This window comes from Porcipelethomonas ammoniilytica (genome assembly GCF_025567485.1).
In the GTDB taxonomy this organism is placed as follows: Bacteria; Bacillota; Clostridia; order Oscillospirales; family Ruminococcaceae; genus Porcipelethomonas; species Porcipelethomonas ammoniilytica.
The window spans coordinates 21821-43763 of record NZ_JAOQKH010000008.1 but is presented as its reverse complement, the minus strand read 5'-3'; the positions used below and the strand labels follow the sequence as shown (position 1 = coordinate 43763).

Here is a 21943-nt window from a genome sequence, read left to right as displayed (position 1 = left end):
ACCAGTTTTTCTGATATTTGTCAATATATTTTCTTTGTTTTAGCAGAAAAATAAATGTTGAAGTCAGAGAAAACATTTGGTATAATAAATACATACTGATTTTAATTAAATAACTGGAGAATTATATAATGAAAATGAAAAAAAACGAATTGCAGAGCTTTGATGAAAAAACCTGCGGTTCTGTAATGTTTACAAGAGAAAACGGTATAAAGAAATATCTGCTAATAAAAAACGACAGCGGTCATATAGGCTTTCCGAAGGGACATGTTGAATACGGTGAAAGCGAAGCCGAAACTGCTGAAAGAGAAGTTTTTGAAGAAACCGGACTGAAAATTAAAATAAATACCGATACCCGTCAGGAATACACTTATGAAAATAAAGATTCCATAGTAAAAAACTGCATTTATTTCTGCAGCGAATTTAAAAATCAAACAATAAAATTACAGCAGGAGGAAATCTCGCAAAGCTGGCTGGTTGAGTACGATAAAGCAATGATGCTTTTAAATTATCCTCAGGATAAAATCATTCTTGAAAAGGCGGACAAAATGTATGACTAAAAAAGAAAAAGCACTGCTTGCCTGTGAAGCGCTTGAAAAAATCTATCCGGACGTTGAATGCTCCTTAAATTTTACCAAACCGTATGAGCTTATGATCGCAACCAGGCTTTCCGCACAGTGTACCGACGCCAGAGTAAATATCGTGACTGAAACTCTTTTTAAAAAATACCCCACTCTGGAATCCTTTGCCGAAGCTGATTTATCAGAGCTTGAGGAAGTCGTAAAGCCATGCGGATTTTATCATACCAAAGCTAAAAGCATAAAAGAAATGGCAAATCAGCTTATCAATGATTTCGGCGGAGAAATTCCGCAGACTATGGAAGAACTTCTTACTATTTCCGGCATCGGACGCAAAACAGCAAATCTTTTGCTTGGGGATATTTACGGAAAGCCGTCTATTGTTACCGACACACATTTCATTAGAATAACCGGACGGCTGGGTCTTACAAAAAATACAGAGCCTAAAAAAGTCGAAATGGATCTGGTAAAATTGATTCCGCCTGAAATTTCATCTCATTTCTGTCATCAGGTAGTACAGTTCGGGAGAGATATCTGCAAAGCAAGAAAACCGGAATGCTCACAGTGCCCTTGCAGCGAGTTTTGTCAGTATTACAGCAAATTGAAAAAATAACTTGTTGACAATATGCATGAATCCTGTTAAAATATAATTTATAAAATGTAAAGGGGGAATTTTTTTGTTTGGATATATCCGCCCCTTTAAACCGTATATGCGATTCTATGAATTTGAAATTTATAATGCATTCTATTGCGGATTATGCAAAAATCTCGGAAAAAATTACGGTCAGATTTATCGTCTTATGCTAAGCTATGATTTTGCTTTTCTTGGTATTCTTCATAATGCCGTAAACAATACGTGCAATAAAATAGAACGTCAGCACTGCATTATTCATCCGTTAAGCAAAAAAGCCTGTATATGCTGCGTCAGTAATCTGGACTACACCGCTTCTGCGGCAGTTATATCCATTTACCATAAAATCTGCGATACCATAATTGATAGTAACTTTATTATATCGGCATTTTTCAGAATAGTAAGATTTATACTGAAACCGGGATATAAAAAAGCTAAGTTAAAATATCCAAATTTGTGCAGCGGTATTGAATTTTATATGTCGGAACAGTCCAGAATAGAAAATGAACAATGTACCTCCATAGACCATGCCTGCGAACCTACCGCACAAATAATGTCTCTTATTGCGCAAGGCATATCTGAAAATCCGGAGGACAAGAAGTATCTTTCAGGACTAGGATACCATTTAGGAAGGTTCACATACATTGCCGACGCTTCTGATGATTTGGAAAAAGATATAAAAAACGGCAACTATAATCCCCTGTTTCTTAATTTTCAAGATATTGAGGAAGCCAAAAAATTTGCTGAGGAAAATATAAATATGTCAGTGGGAATGATTGCTGAATTTTACAGTAAAATAAATATTCATAAATTTAAAGAAATAATAGATAATATAATATATCTTGGATTGCCAAATTATAAATTGACCAATAAAAAAGAACGTAAAAAATTTAAAAATAATCTAACTGAGGTCTAATATTATTAAGAACGGAGCTATCAATGACGAATCCATATGAAATTTTAGGTGTAAAATCTGATGCCGGCAAGTCGGAAATAGACGCCGCATACAACCGTCTTATTACCGAATATAAAAATTCAGGCAGTTCAGATAAAATACAGGAGCTTACAACAGCTTATAATCAGGCTGTAAACCAGTATAATGAAAGTATAGTTCTTGGAAATACCGTTTCTCAGACCATTAATCCTTACTACGCCCCGTCTGACAGCGTCAATATAAATGTACATAAAGTCTCTGACAAATCGAATAATTATTGTTCTTCTGAAAATAATACTGATGATAAAAAATCAGAATGTCAAAATTCAGAAAACGTAAATGTTTATACTAATGATGTTTTCGGTTCTGTCAGGCAATTTATTGATATGGAACGGTATATTGAAGCTGAAAATCTTCTCAACAGCATAAACTATAAGGATACCGCTTTATGGCATTATCTTTACGGTAAAATGTGTTACGGCAGAGGATGGATGAATCAGGCAGCAGTACATTTCCAGAGAGCATATACACTGGAACCTTCAAACCAGCAATACAGGGAGGAAAATATGCGGATTAATAATATGAAATTAAACTCCTCTAAAGTTCCGAAAGCAGTTATAGCCGGAGGTATCGCAGTATGTGCACTGAGAATATGCTATTATACCTCTCCCATATTAATAAATTTTTGTGACGATTTATAAAAAAATAAAAGGTAAGCCTACGACCGTAAACAGAGGCAGAACTGGAGATAAAAAATGACAGATCCATATAAAGTATTAGGAATTTCACCGCAGGCAAGTGATGAAGAAGTAAAAACCGCTTACAGAAAGTTGTCTCAGCAATATCACCCTGACCATCATGCGGACAGCGTCATGGAAGAAATAGCAAATCAAAAAATGGCAGAAATTAATGCGGCATACGATCAGATAATGAATATGAGGCGAAGCGGAACTACTTATCAAAACTCAAATTCATCTTATACCGATATCAGAAGCATGATCGAAAACGGTAATTATACTGCTGCGGACAATATTCTGGAACAAAACAGAAACGATGCAAATGCAGAATGGAACTTTCTCAAAGGTACGGTATGCCTTTCAAGAGGTTGGCTGAACGACGCATATTCTTACTTTGAAAAGGCAGTCAGAATTGAACCCTCAAACCGTGAATATCAGGCGGCGTACACGCAGATGCAAAGCAAAAGGAACGGACAGATGTACGGTAATCCGTACAACACAGCCGGAAATAATACCAACAGCACAGCCAACACTTTATGCAATCTGTGCCAATGCATGATATGCGCCGACTGTCTGTGCGACTGTTTTTAATATTATGAATAACGTAAGCTATAAAGTTGCTTTGGGTGGAGTGATTTCGTCACTATGCCTTCTTGCAATGTTTCTAACAAGTGTTGCTCCGTTTCTGTATCTCACGCTTCCAATGATTGCCGGCGCTTTGATAACAATCATTGTAGTAGAAGTAAATATGTCATGGGCGTTTCTGACATATGTCGCAGTTAGTCTGCTTTCAATATTTGTTACTCCTAATAAGGAAGCCGCAGTAATTTTTATTCTTTTTTTCGGACATTATCCTATAATAAAGCAAAAACTTGAAAGTATTCATACCAAATTATTAAAATGGATACTGAAATTTATTATATTTAATATTTGCATTGTAATTGATTATCAGATTACACTGCATCTTCTGGGAATAGACGATTTTGCAGATGATTTTGCAATGTTTGGTAAATTCGGGATTTATATACTCTGGTTTTTAACAAATATTATTTTTATTGTCTATGACTATGCTTTAAGCGGCTGTATCGAAATGTACATAAAATATCTTAAACCAAAAATATTTGGAAACAAACCAAAATAAAAACATACCGCAGTGGAAACAGACTCCACTGCGGTATGTTTTTATATAATTTTCCTTTTTAATATAATTAAATCAAAAATATTCAATTTGCTATCCTTATATAAATCATACTTTATAAATTCTTCTTCCATTAAATTCCCTGATTTTACTAGCCATTTCTGAAATTTTACTATATCTGATACCGTTATAACAATTGGCTTTTCTCCTAATGATTCAAAATTTTTGTCATATTTTTCTGCATATTCCTGAGCTGTTGAATTTTCATATCCATAAATTGTACCTTTGAAAAAATAATTACCATTTTGATCAGCCATTGTATATATTGTTTCCTGACTGTCAGCAATTTCACATTTAGGATTTTCTATTGTTATATTTTTTAGATCTGTGCACCACATAAATGCACTCTCTCCTATACTAATTACACTATCGGGTATTGTTATACTTACCAAACTTGTACCAGCGAATGCACTGTTTCCAATTGATATAACGCTGTCTGGAATTTCTATACTTGTCAAGTTACAATAAGAAAATGTTTTGTCACCAATTGATGTAATTCCCTCTGGTATCGTTATGCTTTCCAGGATATCGCAATAATAAAATGCACCGTTTCCAATTGATGCAACACTGTCTGGAATTGTTATGCTTGTCAAGCTTGTACAATACTCTAATGCATAATTTCCAATTGACGTAACACTATTTGGAATTGTTATACTTGTCAAACTTGTACAATACCCAAATGCGTTAACTCCTATTGATGTAACCCTGTCTGGGATTGATATGCTTGTTAAGTTTTTGCAATAAAAAAATGCAAGATCTCCAATCGAAGTAACACTTTCCGGGATTGTTATGCTTGTTAAATTTTCACAGCCATAAAATGCTTCCTCAATTATTGTAACCGGAAGTCCTTTTATTTTGCTCGGAATTTCAACTTCTGTTACCGATTGATCACAATCGGTAATTTTAACATAATCAAAAACTCCGTCCATGTCTTCATCAACAGTAACATAAGTCATACTATCATATATTCCCTCATCTGCTTCAACAATGAAGGATTGTCCCCCGGCAAAGGCTGCCAAAACCAATGCCAATGCAGCTGCTGAACTCAAAAGTTTTCTTACAATATTCAACAATAATCACCATACCTTCATATTTATACTGATATTTTACCATACATGTTTATTTATGTCAATAAAATATATTTCAAGATTTCTTCACCCATAAAATCTAAACCGCATATTATATAAAAGAAAATCTAATGGGAAACGAGGGCTTGTTATGAATAAGGAAAATGTATTTCTGGTAGTAGGCGGAGATTTGCGTCAGGTCTATACTGCAAAAAAACTGGCTGAAAATAATAAGGTATACGCTGCAGGATTTGACAATAACATTATAGGCGACATCAATGTAATACATGTTGATCACAAACTGGAACTTCCGGAAATTGCAGATTATATAATTCTTCCTCTGCCTGCATCACAAAACGGAGTTTTTGTAAATGCGCCGTTTTGCAGAAACAATATTCCCCTGACAAGTCTGGCTCCGCTTCTTAAATGCGACGGAATAATTTTCGGCGGAAAAATTGACCCTTCAACCATGAAGATTTTCAATAAATGCGGAATTAAGACAGTTGATTATTTTGAAAGAGAAGAGCTTAATGTCCTGAATGCAGTTCCTACAGCAGAAGGCGCTGTTCAGATTGCTATGGAAGAAATGGCTTCTACTATATATGGTCAAAAGGTACTGATAACCGGTTTCGGAAGAATTTCAAAAGTACTTATAAAGATACTAAACGGATTAGGCGCTGATATCACAGTTACAGCAAGAAAATATTCTGATTTGTCATGGGCTGAAATTTACGGCTGCAAAACCGTTCATACATCGGCTCTTGAAAATATTATCGGAGAATATGACTTGATTTTCAATACTGTTCCGGCTGTAATACTAAACGAAAAATGCCTGAACCAAATAAAAAATGATGCCCTTATAATAGATCTTGCTTCAAAACCGGGAGGCGTTGATTTTGATACTGCCGGAAAGCTTGGACTGAAAGTCGTTTGGGCGTTATCACTGCCCGGAAAAATTGCGCCTGTTACCTCCGGAGAAATAATCGCCTGTACTATCCTTAACATCCTGAAGGAGAGGAGATACACGGATGACTGACCTTTCAAATGTTAAAATCGGTTTTGCAGTAACAGGTTCATTCTGTACATTTGAAAAAGCATTTGCAGAAGCTGAAAAACTAAGAAAAGCCGGTGCAGAGCTTATCCCTGTTATGTCTTATAACGCTTCTTCAATTGATTCAAGATTCGGAGAAGCTGTAAATAACATAAAAAAACTCGAAAATATCTGCGGACGAAAAGTTATTAATACAATTGACGGCGCAGAACCTATCGGTCCCCAAAAAATGACTGATATTATAGTTGTCTGTCCATGCACCGGTAATACATGTGCAAAGCTTGCCATGAGTATTACAGATACACCTGTTACAATGGCAGTAAAATCTCATATCAGAAACGGCAAACCGGTAGTTATTGCACTTGCATCAAACGATTCATTAGCCGGTTCAATGAAAAATATAGGACATCTGATGAATATGAAAAATTATTATTTTGTTCCCGTTTATCAGGACGACTATCATAAAAAGCCAACCTCGGCAGTTTGTGATTTTTCAAGACTTGAAGAAACAATAATTAATGCTCTTAATCAAAAACAAATCCAGCCAATATTATGCTGAATATATTAATATGAAAATAATTTCTGACCGGTATTTATTATATCGGTCAGAAATCAATTTATAAACATATTATACAAAAAAATATTAATAGTATTGTTTTTTTGAAAAATATGATAAAAAATACTTGATTTTCTTATAATTATAAGTTATAATGGAATAAGAAAAAAATTTTAAAAAAGAGATCAGAGAATTTAGGATGACAACAAAAAAATATTATGGTATTTTATTACCGCCTGTTATAACTTTATGTTTAATAGGTTTTTTCTTTATGTTTTTCGGGATTTTTCCATTTGGAAATAAAACTGTATCATGGTGCGACATGAACCAGCAGACCATACCTTTATTGATGGATTTAAAAGATATTCTTGAAGGTAAAAGCAGTATTTTTTACAGTACGGGAAATGCCGGAGGAATGAATTTCTGGGGCGTGTTTCTCTTTTTTATAGCCAGTCCGTTTTATCTGCTGGTAATATTTATTGAAAAATCTCACTTGATTTATTTTGTAAATATATTGTTTGCTGTCAAGCTTACAGTATCTTCTATAACAGCAGCAATTTATTTTAAATATTCACATAAAAAACTTAAAACCGGTTACGTTGTTATACTAAGCGTCATGTACGCTCTCTGCGGTTATGGCATAATGTATTATCAAACCTTGGTATGGCTTGATATAATGTACCTTTTTCCTCTGCTCGTTATGTCAATTGAAAAGATGTGCACACAAAACAAATCAGCAATGTACTGTGCAGTTCTTTCTCTTATGGTAGCGATCAATTATTACTTATCTTTTATGATCGTTATTTACATTATGATTTCAGTTCCGCTGTTTATTTATATCAGATGCAGATCAAATCAGCGTAAAAAAGCTGCGTTTTCTTTTATATCCTCAAGCTTTATTTCTCTGCTGATCACTGCTCCGGTATGGCTGTGTTCATTCCTTCAGATTTCAGAATCTGCAAGAGGCGGCAATACTATTTCAGGAATTATGTATGATAATATGTTTAAAAATACAGGAAATAAGCTGTCTGTTATAATGTGTACCGCTTTGTGTGCCGCTGTAATTCCTTTTTTTATTAAAAATAAAATTACCAGAAAAAAAAGCGTACAATATAATCTTATTTTACTGGCGTTTATGACGGCTCCTGTGTTTCTGGATCCAATAAATAAGATGTGGCATACAGGAAGCTATCAATGCTTTCCGCTTAGATATGGATTTATAATTATTTTCACATTGCTTACTCTGTCAGCCCATTACTTTGAGTCGATCGGCGAATACGGTAAAACATCATACGGTTTCGCCGTTATTCTGATTATTCTTGTATTAAGCTTTTTTGCCGTCAGCGTATACACTGTAAAAACTAAAAAAAATACGCTGACAAGCTATGTTAATATATTGCATATCAGTAAAGATTCTCTGAAAATCCTTATAACTCTTGCTGTTTTTGCATGCTTGATTTATATTATAAGCATAATTACAGTACGGCAAAAGCTTCTGAGTTATAAAATGTTTTGTCTGATTATATCCGGCGTATTTATAACTGAATTTTCAATAAGCGCATCAGTTAATATCGGATATGCCGTAAACGACGGTGAAATTTTTACAAGCAGCGCAAGCCTTGAAAATAAAACCGCTCAAGAACCATATTACAGAACAAAAACCGAAAAAAAGTATCTCCATGTAAATATGATAGGCGGACTGGGTTATAATTCCATATCCCATTATACTTCCCTTACTTCAGAACAGTACATGTATGCTATGAAAAAACTTGGCTATTCATCATATTGGATGGAAGTGGGTTCAAACGGAGGAACAATTCTTACAGACGCTTTACTTTCCATAAAGTATTCCATAGGAGAATATTTTGGTTTTAACTCCTGCCAAAGCATTATTAAAACCGACAGTAAGCTTAAAATAGCTGAAAACAAGATATGTTGTCCTATAGGAATTCTTAGCAATACGGCTCCTGAAAAAATGAGTGATCTGGATTTTGACGACAGGTTTTCCGTCCAGAGCGAGCTTGCAGAAAGACTTCTCGGCAGTGATGAAATGCTGCATAAATATAACAGCTCATATATAGCTGACGGTACCGTTAAATACAAAAACGGAAAATATATAATAACAGCTGCCGAACCTGATAAAGCTCTTTGTCAGATAAGATACTCACTTAATATAAAAGAAAATCAAATACTGTATTTTGACGTATTTGACAGGCTCAGCAACAACATTTCCGAAAATTATTATGAATCTGTTAAGGTTTACGTAAACGGTAACTGTATCACATCAAGTTACCCTTCGCAAAAAAATAACGGTATTTTAAAGCTTGGAGAATTTAATAATGAAAGTGTCGAAATAATAATTATAATGACAAAAGATATTGCTGTTAAATCATTCGGCGTTTTCGGCATTGAAACTGAAACGTTTAAGTATTACACAGATAAATTACAGGGATGCGATTTTTATTCCCATGGCAGATTTATTACCGCAAATCTTAATGCTGAACATGAAAGCTATTTATATATGGCTATTCCCTATGACAAAGGTCTTACTGCTTATATAAACGGCAAAAAAACAACTCTTTATAAAGTAAACGACAGTTTTTGCGCAGTTAAGCTGCGATCGGGAAAAAACAGTATTAAGCTTTCATTTATGCCGTCTGGAATGGTTATCAGTCTTATGATGCTTATAGCAGGAATTGTAACTACTATAGTGTGGAAACTTAAGCTGTCTCGTCTTTCAAGACCAAGGCAAATATTATGCAAATTGTCTTCATTATTTTGTATTATTTGCTTTACAGGAACTTTTATATTTATTTACATTATACCTACGGCTTTACGTTTAGCTGTGTGGATTTCTGATTTGATTTCAAAATAAGCTGTTATATAATTTGTCCTCTCATAATTATATCAGCTGTGAAATATAAAAAATAAGAAAAAAGGTGGTAAATTAAATGGAATTACAAGGTATCAGTAAACTGGATTTGAAAAAAAGAAACCGAATGCAAATTTTAAGAGTTATCAGAGAATCGGGTCCTATTTCCAGAGTCGATATTGCAAGTTCTATGAAAATCACAAGAGCAGCAGTTACGATAATAACAAATGAAATGATCAATGAAGGCGTACTTTACGAAGTCGGCGAAGCGCCTGTTTCATTGGAAAATCTTCAGAAGGGCAGACGAAAGATTCTGATCGATATCAACGAAAATTTTAAGTTTGCATTCGGAGCTTCCATAAGTGATGAATTGATCTGTGTAGGTCTAACAAATCTGAACGGTAAAATCATGGATAAAACCAACACTAAAATTACTGAGAATATGACTGCTGAAGATATTCTTGAATATATAACTGCAGCATGCAAAAATATTATGCAGAACAGCTGTCTTGACTCTTCTCAAATTATTGGTCTTGGACTTGGAATACAAACAGATATGTGCAGTAAAATGAAAGTATATTTTAAAGACGGAAAACTCGATTATACTCCGGTTACTGAAGTATTATCAGATAAACTTGGCTTCGATGTTATCTGCGCTAATCTTTCAAGCGTTCTTGCACTGGCAAACCAAATGCAGGATGTTAAAGATCGCAAGGGTAACTATGCTTTCATTCAGCTTGGAAAACATGTAAATCTCTCTATACTCCTTGAAAATGAAATAATGAATGAGAATGTTTATTATACCAATCATGTTGAAAATATGATCGTTAATCCGGGCGGAAGAAAAATTGACGGATATCCTGACGGCTCCGTCAAGGCTGAACTGACATACGATGCAATAATTAACAAATACCGTGAAATTTATTCAAAGGAAAATACTCCGATTCTCTGGGAAATAACAAACGGTGATGCAAACAAAATATATTACAAAACCCTATGTGCGGCAGCCGCTAAAGGTGATGCAAAAATGCTTGAAGTTTTAGACGGAATACTTGGATGCCTGGCAGTACTTATTAATAATATTTCAACTGCATTTTTTACAAGAAGTACAATACTCCATGGTTTCAATATGAATGACTGGATGTTCGAATATTTTAAAAAACACCTTATAAACTACTGCGGTGAAGAAACAGCAAAAAAAGTACGGTTAAGCTGCGTTGAAGAAAATCTTGAATTCAAAGGCGGAAACTGTATAGTAATAGCAGAAAACTTTTATAACAAAGGCGGTTTGTACGAAGAATAAACAAAAAATTAAAGCAGCTCAGATTAACTAAGCTGCTTTTTTATCAATAATCTTTGACTATTATTTCCGAAAATCTTGAAATTTATTGAAAATATGATATAATATAAAGAAGTAATGATATAAAGGGGTGAATTACATGAGTGAAACCATTACTTATTTGATTAAATTCTGCGCAATGTTTTTTCTTATATTGCTGCTAATCTTTATACTAGCAGTAGTAACACCGAAGCTTGCATCAAAAATTGATAAACTTATTTCCAGAATCATTAAACCAAAACCCGAAAGGGTGGATGATAATATATATAAAGTTAAAAGTATTTATGATATACCTGAAAAAAAAGACACTGTTGAAAAAAATAATGAAAACGGAGATATTGAAAATGGCAAAGAATAATTCAAAAATGGTTGAAGCAATTACTCCTATGGATGAGGATTTTGCAAAATGGTACACCGATATTGTAAAAAAAGCTGAGCTTATTGAATATACCAGCGTTAAAGGCTGTATGGTCATCAGACCATATGCTTATGCAATCTGGGAAAATATTCAGAAAATACTTGATGGAATGTTTAAAGAAACCGGTCATGAAAATGTGTGCATGCCTATGTTCATTCCCGAAAGTCTTTTACAGAAGGAAAAAGATCATGTAGAAGGATTTGCACCTGAAGTTGCATGGGTCACATACGGCGGAAGTGAAAAGCTTGAAGACAGACTTTGCGTTCGTCCTACTTCTGAAACACTTTTCTGTGAACATTATTCACACATTATTCACTCTTACCGTGATCTGCCAAAATTATATAATCAATGGGTAAGCGTTGTAAGATGGGAAAAGACAACACGTCCTTTCCTTCGTTCAAGAGAGTTTTTATGGCAGGAAGGACACACCATTCATGCTACGGCAAAAGAAGCTATTGAAGAAACAGAAAGAATGCTTAATGTGTATGCAGACTTCTGTGAAAAAAGTCTTGCAATGCCTGTAGTTAAAGGTAAGAAAACTGAAAGCGACAAATTTGCAGGTGCTGTTTCAACTTATGCAATTGAAGCTCTTATGCATGACGGTAAAGCTCTTCAGGCAGGTACGTCACATTATTTTGGAGACGGTTTTGCAAAAGCTTTTGATATTGAATACACTGATAAAGAAAATAAAAAAGTATTTCCTCATCAGACAAGCTGGGGCGTTACTACACGTCTTATAGGTGCAATAATAATGACTCACGGCGACGACAGCGGACTTGTACTTCCTCCTGCCATAGCTCCTATACAGGCAGTTATTGTTCCGATAGCTCAGCATAAAGAAGGAGTACTTGACAAGGCTAATGAGCTTCTGGAAAGTCTTAAAGCTTGCGGTATACGTGCAAAGCTTGACGACAGCGATAATTCACCGGGCTGGAAATTTGCAGAGTATGAAATGAAAGGAGTACCTGTCAGAATTGAAATAGGCCCTAAGGACATTGAAAATAACCAGTGTGTTATTGTAACACGCCATAATCGTGAAAAGACAATTGTCTCCATTGAAAATCTGTCTGATATATTCTGTAAAGCTGTTTCCGATAAGCTTCAGGAGGTTCACGACGGAATGTATCAAAAGGCTCTTGAAAACAGAAAAAAGAAAACCTACTCATGCACTACAATTGAAGAAATTATTAGCGCTCTTGAACAAAACGGAGACGGCTTTATCAAAGCAATGTGGTGCGGAGACGAAGCTTGCGAAGACGCTGTTAAGGAAAAAACCGGCGTTGGTTCACGCTGTATTCCTTTTGAACAGGAAAACCTCTCTGACAAATGCGTTTGCTGCGGAAAGCCTGCTAAATGTATGGTATACTGGGGCAAAGCTTATTAAATAAAAAAGAACCTGTACTTACATAAATTTTTGTGCAGGTTCTTTATATAAAAAGAAATAATCCCCTGAATACATATTCAGGGGATTATCTTTTGAGCAGATTTATTCAATTGAATACTCCAAATAAATCATTCACCAGTATAATTTAATATTTTATGAATACCCTCTGTAATAGACAGATATTCTCCATAAATAGCATCAAGATATTCAATACCAGCTTGCTCAATGTGGTAATAAACTCTAACACGACGTTTACCAATTAATTCTTTTCTGTCAGAAATCATTCCTTTATCAATCAAACGATAAAGACTTGGGTACATCGTGCCTTCCTTCAAAATAAACAGACCTTCGCTGCGCTTTTCAAGTTCTTGAGTCAACTGATATCCATACATGTCATCTTCTTTTAACAGATGGAGAATAAGCAATTCAGTCATACCACGTTTTAAATTTTCTTGTATCTTCACAATATCACCTCTATATAATATTAAACCATAAAAATTGATTTTTGTCAATAGCTATTTTAAAAAAATAGTATATTTTTTTATGATTTTGTTTTTTTTTAAAGAATAAATTATTTTTATTCAATAATAAAATTAATTTCTCCCATACTGCAATCTGTTTTAAAATAATATTTTCCGTCTTTATTTTGAGGATTTTCTATATTATTAACACTAACATTGCCTTTGAGAACATTAAAATTATAATCAGATTCGTTACCGTATAAGGTAGCGTTAACATCGCCCATACTGCACACTATGCTGCAATTGCCTTTAATAATACCCGAAAGCGTCAGGTCACAAAATTTGTTTTCTATCTTCACTGATTCACTTACAAAATTACAAAACTCTGCATCTCCGGATCTCAGCGTCAAATCAGCTGCAGCAGCGTCAACATTCATACAGCTTATGCCTCCCCCCTTATTGTCGATTTTAACATAATCACAGGTAAGATTAGTAATATTACTGCTGCCTGTTCCGCAGTCTATAAATATTCTTTCTGCCGTAATATAGCTTAATTCAGATGAACCGTATCTGCTGTTTATCTGAACATCTTTAAAGTTAAGCGAAGCGGGTATATAAATATTTATTTTCCCTTGCTTATGAAGAAAGCCGGGTATAAATGTTGTCTGATACCATTTTTTAGTCTCATATCTGAGTTTAAAAGTATTATTAGTAGTAGAATAATCCAGAAATTGCTTTGAAATATTGTCCGCCTTAATATTAAATTCCTCAACATCATTAGTACAAACTATATTTATATCAGCCAAAGAAACATTTATATCAAGATTAAAGACTCCGGAAGAAGGAACATTTGCTTCAAAATCAGTCAGTTCCAAGGATTTCACATAATCTCCCTTTGCTCCCATAGCAAGTCCTATAACAGCAAGAACAATGCCAACAACTAAAACAGCGGAGGGAATTATTACTTTTAATTTCTTTTTTATTTTCATACCTTAACCGCCTTTCTGCCAATTAATTTATTAAATAATAAAATAAGACTTTTAACAGTTAATTTGAAAATATAAAAAACCAAATTCATCACCGGAACAAATAAAAGTACAGCCGCACTAGCCATCACCATTCCGGTTCCCATAAAAAATAAACCCACTGAAGTATTATTGCTTATGTAAGGTATGCTCATACAAAATAAAACAATTCCTGCAACTGCCATAAGCAGAAGTATTCCGGCGGCAGCTATAAAGAGTGCAGTAGCTGCTAACGCAATGATCAGCGTGACTCCTCCCCACACAGGAAATAGCAGTATTGTCATTAATAAAGCTGTTCTCCTCTGAGATTTAGTCATTTTCCCTTTAGCTTTTTTTACATTTGACCTTGTCTGATTAAGCATACCTGAAATAGTATTCTTATTCTTTAAAATTTTTTCTGCCAGTTCTTTGGGACTTCCAAGATTTTTAATAACATTATATTCGTTTTCGGGTCCGGCGTCAGTAAAATATTTATCATAATACCTCAGAGCTGCATTACGCTCCTTTGCCGGAAGCGGATGAAGATAAGCTTTAAGTTTTGAAAGATAATCATACTTTGTCATTTTACGCTGTTTCTCCCTTGTTATATATGTTCTATCTATTATATATTATTCTTCGCCATAATGAATATCATAACATCTAAGATTTATCCGCACAATGCATATACATACATTTCACATGACATTACACAATACCAATTTATATTATATACCAAATAAATAAAAAAGTCAACGAGCAAAAATAAAACTTTTATAAATTTATATCCAAAGACAATATCCTGCACCTCTCAGGCGGCAAATATCTTTAAATTCTTGGAAACGGTTCACTGAATCTGTTTCATAAACAGTATGATTTTTCACAGCAGAAATTTGAAACAAAAAAGCGGACAAACTGTCCGCTTGCTTATCCGCATAATACCTTTTTACTATTGTTTATAAATTTCAACTGTACAATTTAATGCTTCCTCACCATGTGGTTTTATCTGTATCAATTGATTCCGGTATTCTATAAGATTCTCTTTCTTCAGATACTGAACTCTGTTTTTTATAAACACTGGAGCTATTCCCAAAACATTAGAAATATTTTTAACGGAAAGATACTCGTTTTTAAATTCCAAAGCTGCTTTAAGTATAAAATAATCCAGAATATTTATGTTATTTTCATTATTACCGTATTCTGTTTCATCATTATAATTCTGATAAATTGAAGATTCATATGCCGATGTTTCGAAATTATTATCATTACTATCAGAATTAACATATAATTCAGGCAGATCTTCAGCGTTTTTCAGTCCGTCCAGCTTTTTAATTATATTATAAACAGTTTCAAACATTTTAGATGTTTCATTATTACCTGATTTAATAAAGTTATCCGAACTTCCTACAATAATTAAAAGTTCCTTAGCTCTTGACAAAGCCACATTAATTCTGCGACTGTCTCTGGCAAAACCTATGGCGTGCTCATTATTATTTCTAGCAAAGCTTATTAAAATTATATCTTCTTCCATACCCTGAAAACGGTCCACTGAACCAATTCTCAAAGTTATATGTCCGAATCGCTTATAATAACCGTTATTAATCAGTTTTTCCTCAATAAGCTTGACTTGAGCATCATAAAAGGTAATAATACCTATACTTTTATGTGAATTGTTATCGGTCAGATTCTTTTCTAATAAACATAGGATTTTTTTAATGCATTCAGCTTCAAACTCATTAGAATAACTTTTATTATTTTTCTTTTCATAATACTTTTCTATATTAGGCACGTCATACCAAATCACATGATTGTCAGCATTGATCCCACGTCCCTGACAGCAATGCCGTTTAAATTCAGACGCAGGCGATTCCAGTCTTCCAGCGTCTGTATTTACATAAAACTGATTTATCAGCGCCGCAATATCCTTATGCATACGATATTGCCTGAAAAGCATAGTTCTCATATCTGTTCCGGACTTTTCATAGAGTTCTTCAAACAAACTTACTTTAATAAGCTTTTTCAGCTGATCATCATCTTCTTCAATTTCATCGTATGCATTCTGGTCAATAAACGGCGGAAGCTGTTTATGGTCTCCAACTAAAATAATTTTCCTGCCTTTAAGCATAGGGAGTATAATATCAGGAGGAGTACTTTTACTTGCTTCGTCAATTATCACCACGTCAAAAGACGGATAATTTTCATTAAAGTCCTTTGTACCGCTTTGTATACACGTAATTCCTATAACGTTTGCATTTTCAATGTAAAGTTTTTTCAATTCGCTGTAGTTATTTGAGCTTTCGTCTGAAATCCTGTTTCTCCATTCATCAAGCAGCTTCTTCCATTTTTTATATCGGTTATATCTAATACTGTAATATCTGTTTACATTATATTCAAGTTCGTCAAGATTAATTTTCTCAAAATCAAAGTTCTTTAATGCGGCAGAATAAAAATCATCCTTTATATGTTCTTTAAAATACTCAACCGAATACTTATAATCCCGAACTGCATTCATACAATCATTATATATCTTTTCATACTTACCTTTAAAGCTGTAGTATTGAGCGTCATAATCCTCTCCCAATGCATCAAGGCAAAAGTGAAAGGACTCAACATTATCTGTAAATTCCCTATCAGTTTTTAAATTATAAATTTTGTCACATATTCTTATTGTTTTAAGCTGAATGCTCATTATTAGATTTTCAGCACGTCTATAATAAATCGCAGCAACCTGATTCCATTTATGACCGAATATAAGTCTTTTTATTCCGTAAGGTTCAGAATCAAGTATTCTTTCCCCCTCTTCATAAAGAGACTGAACCATTTCTCTGTCGGCATAATAAAAAACCCCCTCATAGGCAGTACGTTCAATTATTCTGCTGCTGACCGTCTCTGTTATATAACGGAACTGAGAAACGAATTTTTCAGTATATTCATTATAAAATTTCATATCAGCTTCATACTCACGAATCATATCCAAATCCGCTTTAATATCCATATATTTATCTTCTAAATCATTATAAATACTGTTAGGCAATTTAAAATCAGGAGGATAACAATCCCTTGCTTTATTTGCTTTTTCCAGATCGTCATTTTCATAAGCGTCGGTTATAAGCTCAAAAAAATCTGCTCTCTGCTTTTTGGCGTCCTCTAATACATTCTGAAAAAAGTAAAGCTGTGATTCATGAAAATTCTTATTTTTCTCTAACTCTTTAATATTTTCCGCAAGCTCCAGCAATTCAGGAAAGCGTTCCTTCGATTCTTTTAAAAACGTCAGACGACCTGTTAAATTCTTATCCATTTTCTTAGTAGCTTCTGATATCTGTGAAATCCATGTCCTGACAACATTATCCTCTACAAACGGAAGTCCTTCTTCTTCAACCCTTAAAGCGTCACCCTTTCGCAGTACTCTTATATCTGCATGATTCATTACCCTTGAAATAGCATTATCAACCGCAAGATTAGACTGTGATACAATAAGCGTTTTCAATCCTCTAACAGCATTCTGATAGCAGATTTCAGCTATAACGGTAGTTTTTCCTGTTCCGGGAGGACCTTGTATCAAATATAAATCTTCTGCATTAAGCGCCCCTTCAACAGCGCTTATCTGTTCAGGATTCATTGTTTTTGTAAGAAGATTTTCCACAGTTAAGATTACATTTTCTCCGATTTCACGATTAGCTTTTTTAGGATCAAACAAAAATTCCGGCAGACGGCGGTTTACAGCTTCGCCTTTACAGAGCTTGTCCAGTCCGGACTTCATTCTTTTACATGTAATATCAACTGCCCCATCATATATAATCAAATGTGTTCCGGCAGTCAAACGGGACATAATTTTTGAAAGCTCACTGCCGAACGGCTGTATGAATAAAACTTGGCTTTCATACCGTTCAACCTTACCGAATCCCCATGAAGGCTGATTTTTTTCATCTAAAAAACCAACGCTAAGATTACGTATAACTGCACTAGGTTTCAAATTACTTGTAATAATAATTATTTTTTCGTTTTTCACTTCAGCACTGTCGCATGTAAATTTATATGAATTTTGTTCAGCCTTTTTCTGCATTGATTCAATATAATCGTACCACATCGCAAACCGCTGCTTGATTTCTTCATTTATATATGTAAAATCTTCACTTTTTTCCTGTAAAAAAACAAGATTCAGTTTTCTTCCGTCAGTTATGGTTTTATCTGTCACAGATGTACAGAAAAAATTATTGTGCTCCAAGCCTCCTGAAAGTACAATATTTTTGCCGTCAAAAATAAATCCCAGACATACTGTCTTACCGTCAATAACAGCGGCGGTAATCTCAAAGGTCTTATTATCCGGAAACATTATTAAAGGCAGTTCATATTTTGAATTGTATTTTACATTACTGTACTGTTTCAATTCGTCTATCGCTCTGGGTGACATACTCAAATTAAGATGTAATGTTTTAGTATTATCCATATAACCGCCTCCAATACTCAATTAAAATTATTATAGCATAAAGCGAACAATATTACAATTATTATAATATACAAAAATACCGTGTAATTCGATACACGGTATTCCTATAAATATATTTCCGGTCAGTTTTAATTAACAATTGCAATACACCTTTATGGCTTCTGACATAAATTCAGCAGTACCATTTCCGTAATTGTCAATATTAATTCTGAAACGTTCATCTTTTGTATACATTTCACCTAATCCGTAAAGAATTTCATTATTGCAGAGATAGTAATTCTCAGTGATAAACTCCTGCCACTTCTTTACAATTGCTTGTACTGAACTGTCAGATGGATTTACACCATTTTTCATACAATCTGCAAACTCTAAAATGATATCTTTCATATCAGAGTTTATCATATCCCATTTTGACTTTGTATAAGATGCAGTCTTTTCTGTATATTCCTTGTATGAATTTGTATTTCCCCACTTTTCTTTAGCTTCCTGTGCATATTTTTCACGAGCCTTTTCAAATTCACTGTTGTCAAATAAATTAGGATTCACAACAATTTCTCCTTTCACCGCACTATCAAGAGCCTTTATTAGCCGTTCCAAACGATCTTTTTTCAATGTCAGAAGTCTCTTCTGCTCTATAAGTGCTTTCCGTTTATTATAATTTGGAGAAGACAGAATTTCTGCAATACTTTTTAAAGAAAAATCAAGCTCACGATAAAATAAAATCTCCTGCATTCGCTCCAGAGAACGTTCATCATAACAACGATAACCATTTTGTTCGTCAACAAAAGATGGATTAAGCAAGCCTATTTCATCATAATAGTGCAGTGTGCGCACACTGACTCCCGTTAACTTTGCAAATTCTCTAATATGCATTTTCATATTTCCGCCTCCTTGATTATGAGTATACACTATAACGTAACGTGAATGTCAATAGGTATAAATAAAATTTTATTAAAAAACTCCCCTGCAAAACGCAGAGGAGTAAATTTCTGTATTATTGATTTTTCTTAGATTCAAGATCAGCAAGAGCGTCTTTTCTGGAAAGATTTATTCTGCCTTGCTTGTCAATTTCAACAACCTTAACAACAATTTCATCACCGATCGAAACAACGTCCTCGACCTTTTCAACTCTTGCCTTATCAAGCTTTGAAATGTGAACCAGACCGTCCTTACCCGGAGCAATTTCAACAAATGCACCGAATGACATAATTCGTACAACCTTACCCTTGTAAATAGAACCTACTTCCGGTCCGGCAGCGATTGTATGAACAATTGACAGTGCTTTATTACACTTATCAAGATCAACTCCGGAAACAAATACACTTCCGTCCTCATTAATATCAATCTTTACATCACATTCAGCAGTAATTTTCTGAATAACCTTTCCGCCCTGACCGATTACATCTCTTATCTTTTCAACATCAATCTTTGTCTGAAGCATTTTCGGAGCATACTTATTTACAGTCTCTCTCGGCTGAGGAATAGCCTTCAACATAATCTCGTCAAGGATATAAAGTCTTGCTTTTCTTGTCTTTTCAAAAGCTTCTTTAATAATCGCAGGAGTAAGACCGTCAACCTTGATATCAACCTGAATCGCAGTAATACCCTTATGAGTACCGCCGACTTTAAAGTCCATATCACCGAAGAAATCTTCCAGTCCCTGAATATCAACCATTGTCATAAATTCGTCGCTGTCAGGCTTTGTAATAAGTCCGCATGAAATACCTGCAACCGGCGCTTTGATCGGTACGCCTGCGTCCATAAGAGCCAATGTAGAGCCGCAGATTGAACCCTGTGATGTTGAACCGTTTGAAGAAAGTACTTCTGATACAAGTCTCAGTGCATAAGGAAATTCCTCCACTGACGGAATTACAGGCTCTAACGCTCTCTCAGCCAAAGCTCCGTGACCGATTTCACGTCTGCCAGGACCTCTGCTCGGCTTTGTTTCGCCTACAGAATATGAAGGAAAATTATAGTGATGCATATATCTCTTAGACTCTTCTTCATCAAGACCGTCAATTCTCTGTGCTTCACTTATTGGTCCTAATGTAGCAATTGTAAGAACCTGAGTTTGTCCTCTTGTAAACAGTCCGGAACCGTGAACTCTCGGCAGTACGCCTACTTCAGCAGCCAATGGTCTGATCTCATCAATACCTCTTCCGTCCACACGCTTGCCTTCATAAAGCCAGTTTCTTACGATTTTCTTCTGAAGCTTATAAATACATTCATCAATCATTGCAGTCTGTTCAGGATAAACCTCGTCAAACTTTTCATGAATATCGTCCTTAATAGGCTGAAGTCTTTCCTCACGAATATTTTTATCATTTGTATCAAGAGCAAATTTTACTCTTTCAGACGCAAATTCTTCAATTGAGTCAAACATATCGTGATCGACTTCCTGTGACTCAAATTCAAATTTCTTCTTTCCGATTTGTGCCTGAATGTCACTGATAAATGCAACTATTTTTTTGATTTCCTCATGACCCTTTAAAATTGCATCAAGCATTATATCGTCTTCAACCTGATTAGCGCCCGCTTCAATCATAACGATTTTTTCAGCAGAACCTGCAACAGTAAGATTAAGATCGGTTTTAGCTCTCTGCTCCAGATTTGGATTAAGAACGATTTCACCGTCAACAAGTCCCACACTGATTCCGGCAATAGGACCATTCCACGGAATATCAGAAATTGAAATAGCGATTGCCGTAGCGATCATACCCGTAATTTCAGGGGAACAATCAGGATCAACTGCAAGAACAGTCATTACTACTGATACATCATTTCTCATATCTTTAGGGAAAAGCGGACGAATAGGTCTGTCCACCATTCTTGAAGTAAGGATAGCCTTTTCAGACGGCTTGCCCTCTCTCTTAGTAAATGATCCCGGAATTTTACCTACTGAATATAGTCTTTCCTCATAATCCACTGATAGAGGGAAGAAATCAACACCTTCTCTTGGTTTTGGGCTTGCTGTAACATTTGCCATAACTACTGTTTCACCGTAATGTACCCAGCATGAGCCATTTGACAACTCGCATGTCTTTCCGGTTTCAACAATCAATTCTCTGCCTGCAAACTGTGTTTTAAAAGTTTTGTAATTTTCAAACATAAATAAACTGCCTCCGTTTTCAGTAGCAGCTTTAGCAATAAATCCTGAATCCCCAAAATGAGAGTCACGATTTAATGCTAAAATTACCACTACTGCACCTATTTTTTTATTCTTTGAATAGCTTAAAAGGCAGAAAGGATTCCTCCCGACTGCCTTTTATAAA

19 protein-coding genes are annotated in these 21943 nt (G+C 34.7%); 12 read left to right on the top strand and 7 right to left on the bottom strand.

Annotated features, from left to right (window positions below):
• Positions 1-128 precede the first annotated feature (128 nt).
• From OCV67_RS07910 to OCV67_RS07885, 6 genes are all read left to right on the top strand, one after another.
• Positions 129-557, top strand: coding sequence for a bis(5'-nucleosyl)-tetraphosphatase (locus OCV67_RS07910; protein WP_147643445.1), 429 nt, complete (start codon positions 129-131; stop codon positions 555-557).
• Positions 550-1188: an endonuclease III gene (gene nth / locus OCV67_RS07905; protein WP_147643444.1), complete on the top strand. Its 639-nt coding sequence runs from the start codon at positions 550-552 to the stop codon at positions 1186-1188. The genes OCV67_RS07910 and nth overlap by 8 nt, the downstream gene beginning before the upstream one ends.
• A gap of 64 nt (positions 1189-1252) precedes the next feature.
• Positions 1253-2122 (top strand): DUF5685 family protein, encoded by an 870-nt coding sequence (locus OCV67_RS07900; RefSeq protein WP_147643443.1) that lies wholly within the window; start codon positions 1253-1255, stop codon positions 2120-2122.
• 23 nt (positions 2123-2145) lie between these two features.
• Entirely contained in the window at positions 2146-2841 is a 696-nt protein-coding gene (locus OCV67_RS07895) for a J domain-containing protein (RefSeq protein ID WP_147643442.1), read from the top strand.
• A 54-nt stretch (positions 2842-2895) separates the two neighbouring features.
• Positions 2896-3468, top strand: a complete 573-nt coding sequence (locus OCV67_RS07890; RefSeq protein ID WP_147643441.1) for a J domain-containing protein — start codon at positions 2896-2898, stop codon at positions 3466-3468.
• A 4-nt stretch (positions 3469-3472) separates the two neighbouring features.
• A complete protein-coding gene (locus OCV67_RS07885; RefSeq protein WP_147643440.1) occupies positions 3473-4018 on the top strand; it encodes a hypothetical protein in 546 nt (181 codons plus the stop codon).
• Positions 4019-4059: 41 nt separating this feature from the next.
• Here the strand turns inward: OCV67_RS07885 and OCV67_RS07880 are convergent, their stop codons facing one another.
• Positions 4060-5145, bottom strand: a complete 1086-nt coding sequence (locus OCV67_RS07880) for a leucine-rich repeat domain-containing protein (protein ID WP_262644425.1) — start codon at positions 5143-5145, stop codon at positions 4060-4062.
• A 148-nt stretch (positions 5146-5293) separates the two neighbouring features.
• Here OCV67_RS07880 and dpsA point away from each other — a divergent pair, with 148 nt between their 5' ends.
• The 6 genes from dpsA to proS all read left to right on the top strand — a co-directional run bounded on the left by dpsA (position 5294) and on the right by proS (position 12762).
• Positions 5294-6178, top strand: a complete 885-nt coding sequence (gene dpsA / locus OCV67_RS07875) for a dipicolinate synthase subunit DpsA (RefSeq protein ID WP_147643439.1) — start codon at positions 5294-5296, stop codon at positions 6176-6178.
• A complete protein-coding gene (locus tag OCV67_RS07870) occupies positions 6171-6752 on the top strand; it encodes a dipicolinate synthase subunit B (RefSeq protein ID WP_147643438.1) in 582 nt (193 codons plus the stop codon). The genes dpsA and OCV67_RS07870 overlap by 8 nt, the downstream gene beginning before the upstream one ends.
• 196 nt (positions 6753-6948) lie before the next feature.
• Positions 6949-9624 (top strand): YfhO family protein, encoded by a 2676-nt coding sequence (locus OCV67_RS07865; RefSeq protein ID WP_147643437.1) that lies wholly within the window; start codon positions 6949-6951, stop codon positions 9622-9624.
• A 76-nt stretch (positions 9625-9700) separates the two neighbouring features.
• Positions 9701-10924, top strand: coding sequence for a MarR family winged helix-turn-helix transcriptional regulator (locus OCV67_RS07860; protein WP_147643436.1), 1224 nt, complete (start codon positions 9701-9703; stop codon positions 10922-10924).
• 136 nt (positions 10925-11060) lie between these two features.
• On the top strand, positions 11061-11318 hold the full coding sequence (locus OCV67_RS07855; protein WP_147643435.1) for a hypothetical protein: 258 nt from the start codon (positions 11061-11063) through the stop codon (positions 11316-11318).
• On the top strand, positions 11305-12762 hold the full coding sequence (gene proS / locus OCV67_RS07850) for a proline--tRNA ligase (RefSeq protein WP_147643434.1): 1458 nt from the start codon (positions 11305-11307) through the stop codon (positions 12760-12762). Before OCV67_RS07855 ends, proS begins: the two co-directional genes overlap by 14 nt.
• A 128-nt stretch (positions 12763-12890) precedes the next feature.
• Here proS and OCV67_RS07845 read toward each other — a convergent pair whose 3' ends face one another.
• The 6 genes from OCV67_RS07845 to OCV67_RS07820 form a co-directional block, all read right to left on the bottom strand.
• Positions 12891-13226 carry a PadR family transcriptional regulator gene (locus OCV67_RS07845; RefSeq protein ID WP_147643433.1) on the bottom strand — a complete coding sequence of 112 codons (336 nt, stop codon included), beginning with the start codon at positions 13224-13226 and terminating at the stop codon, positions 12891-12893.
• Positions 13227-13339: 113 nt separating this feature from the next.
• Positions 13340-14212 carry a DUF4097 family beta strand repeat-containing protein gene (locus tag OCV67_RS07840; RefSeq protein ID WP_147643432.1) on the bottom strand — a complete coding sequence of 291 codons (873 nt, stop codon included), beginning with the start codon at positions 14210-14212 and terminating at the stop codon, positions 13340-13342.
• Positions 14209-14811: a DUF1700 domain-containing protein gene (locus OCV67_RS07835; RefSeq protein WP_147643431.1), complete on the bottom strand. Its 603-nt coding sequence runs from the start codon at positions 14809-14811 to the stop codon at positions 14209-14211. Before OCV67_RS07835 ends, OCV67_RS07840 begins: the two co-directional genes overlap by 4 nt.
• Positions 14812-15173: 362 nt before the next feature.
• Positions 15174-18671 (bottom strand): AAA domain-containing protein, encoded by a 3498-nt coding sequence (locus tag OCV67_RS07830; protein ID WP_147643430.1) that lies wholly within the window; start codon positions 18669-18671, stop codon positions 15174-15176.
• 132 nt (positions 18672-18803) lie between these two features.
• Positions 18804-19550, bottom strand: coding sequence for a MerR family transcriptional regulator (locus OCV67_RS07825; protein WP_262644422.1), 747 nt, complete (start codon positions 19548-19550; stop codon positions 18804-18806).
• Between the two features lie 115 nt (positions 19551-19665).
• Positions 19666-21780 carry a polyribonucleotide nucleotidyltransferase gene (locus tag OCV67_RS07820; protein ID WP_147643500.1) on the bottom strand — a complete coding sequence of 705 codons (2115 nt, stop codon included), beginning with the start codon at positions 21778-21780 and terminating at the stop codon, positions 19666-19668.
• Positions 21781-21943 lie beyond the last annotated feature (163 nt).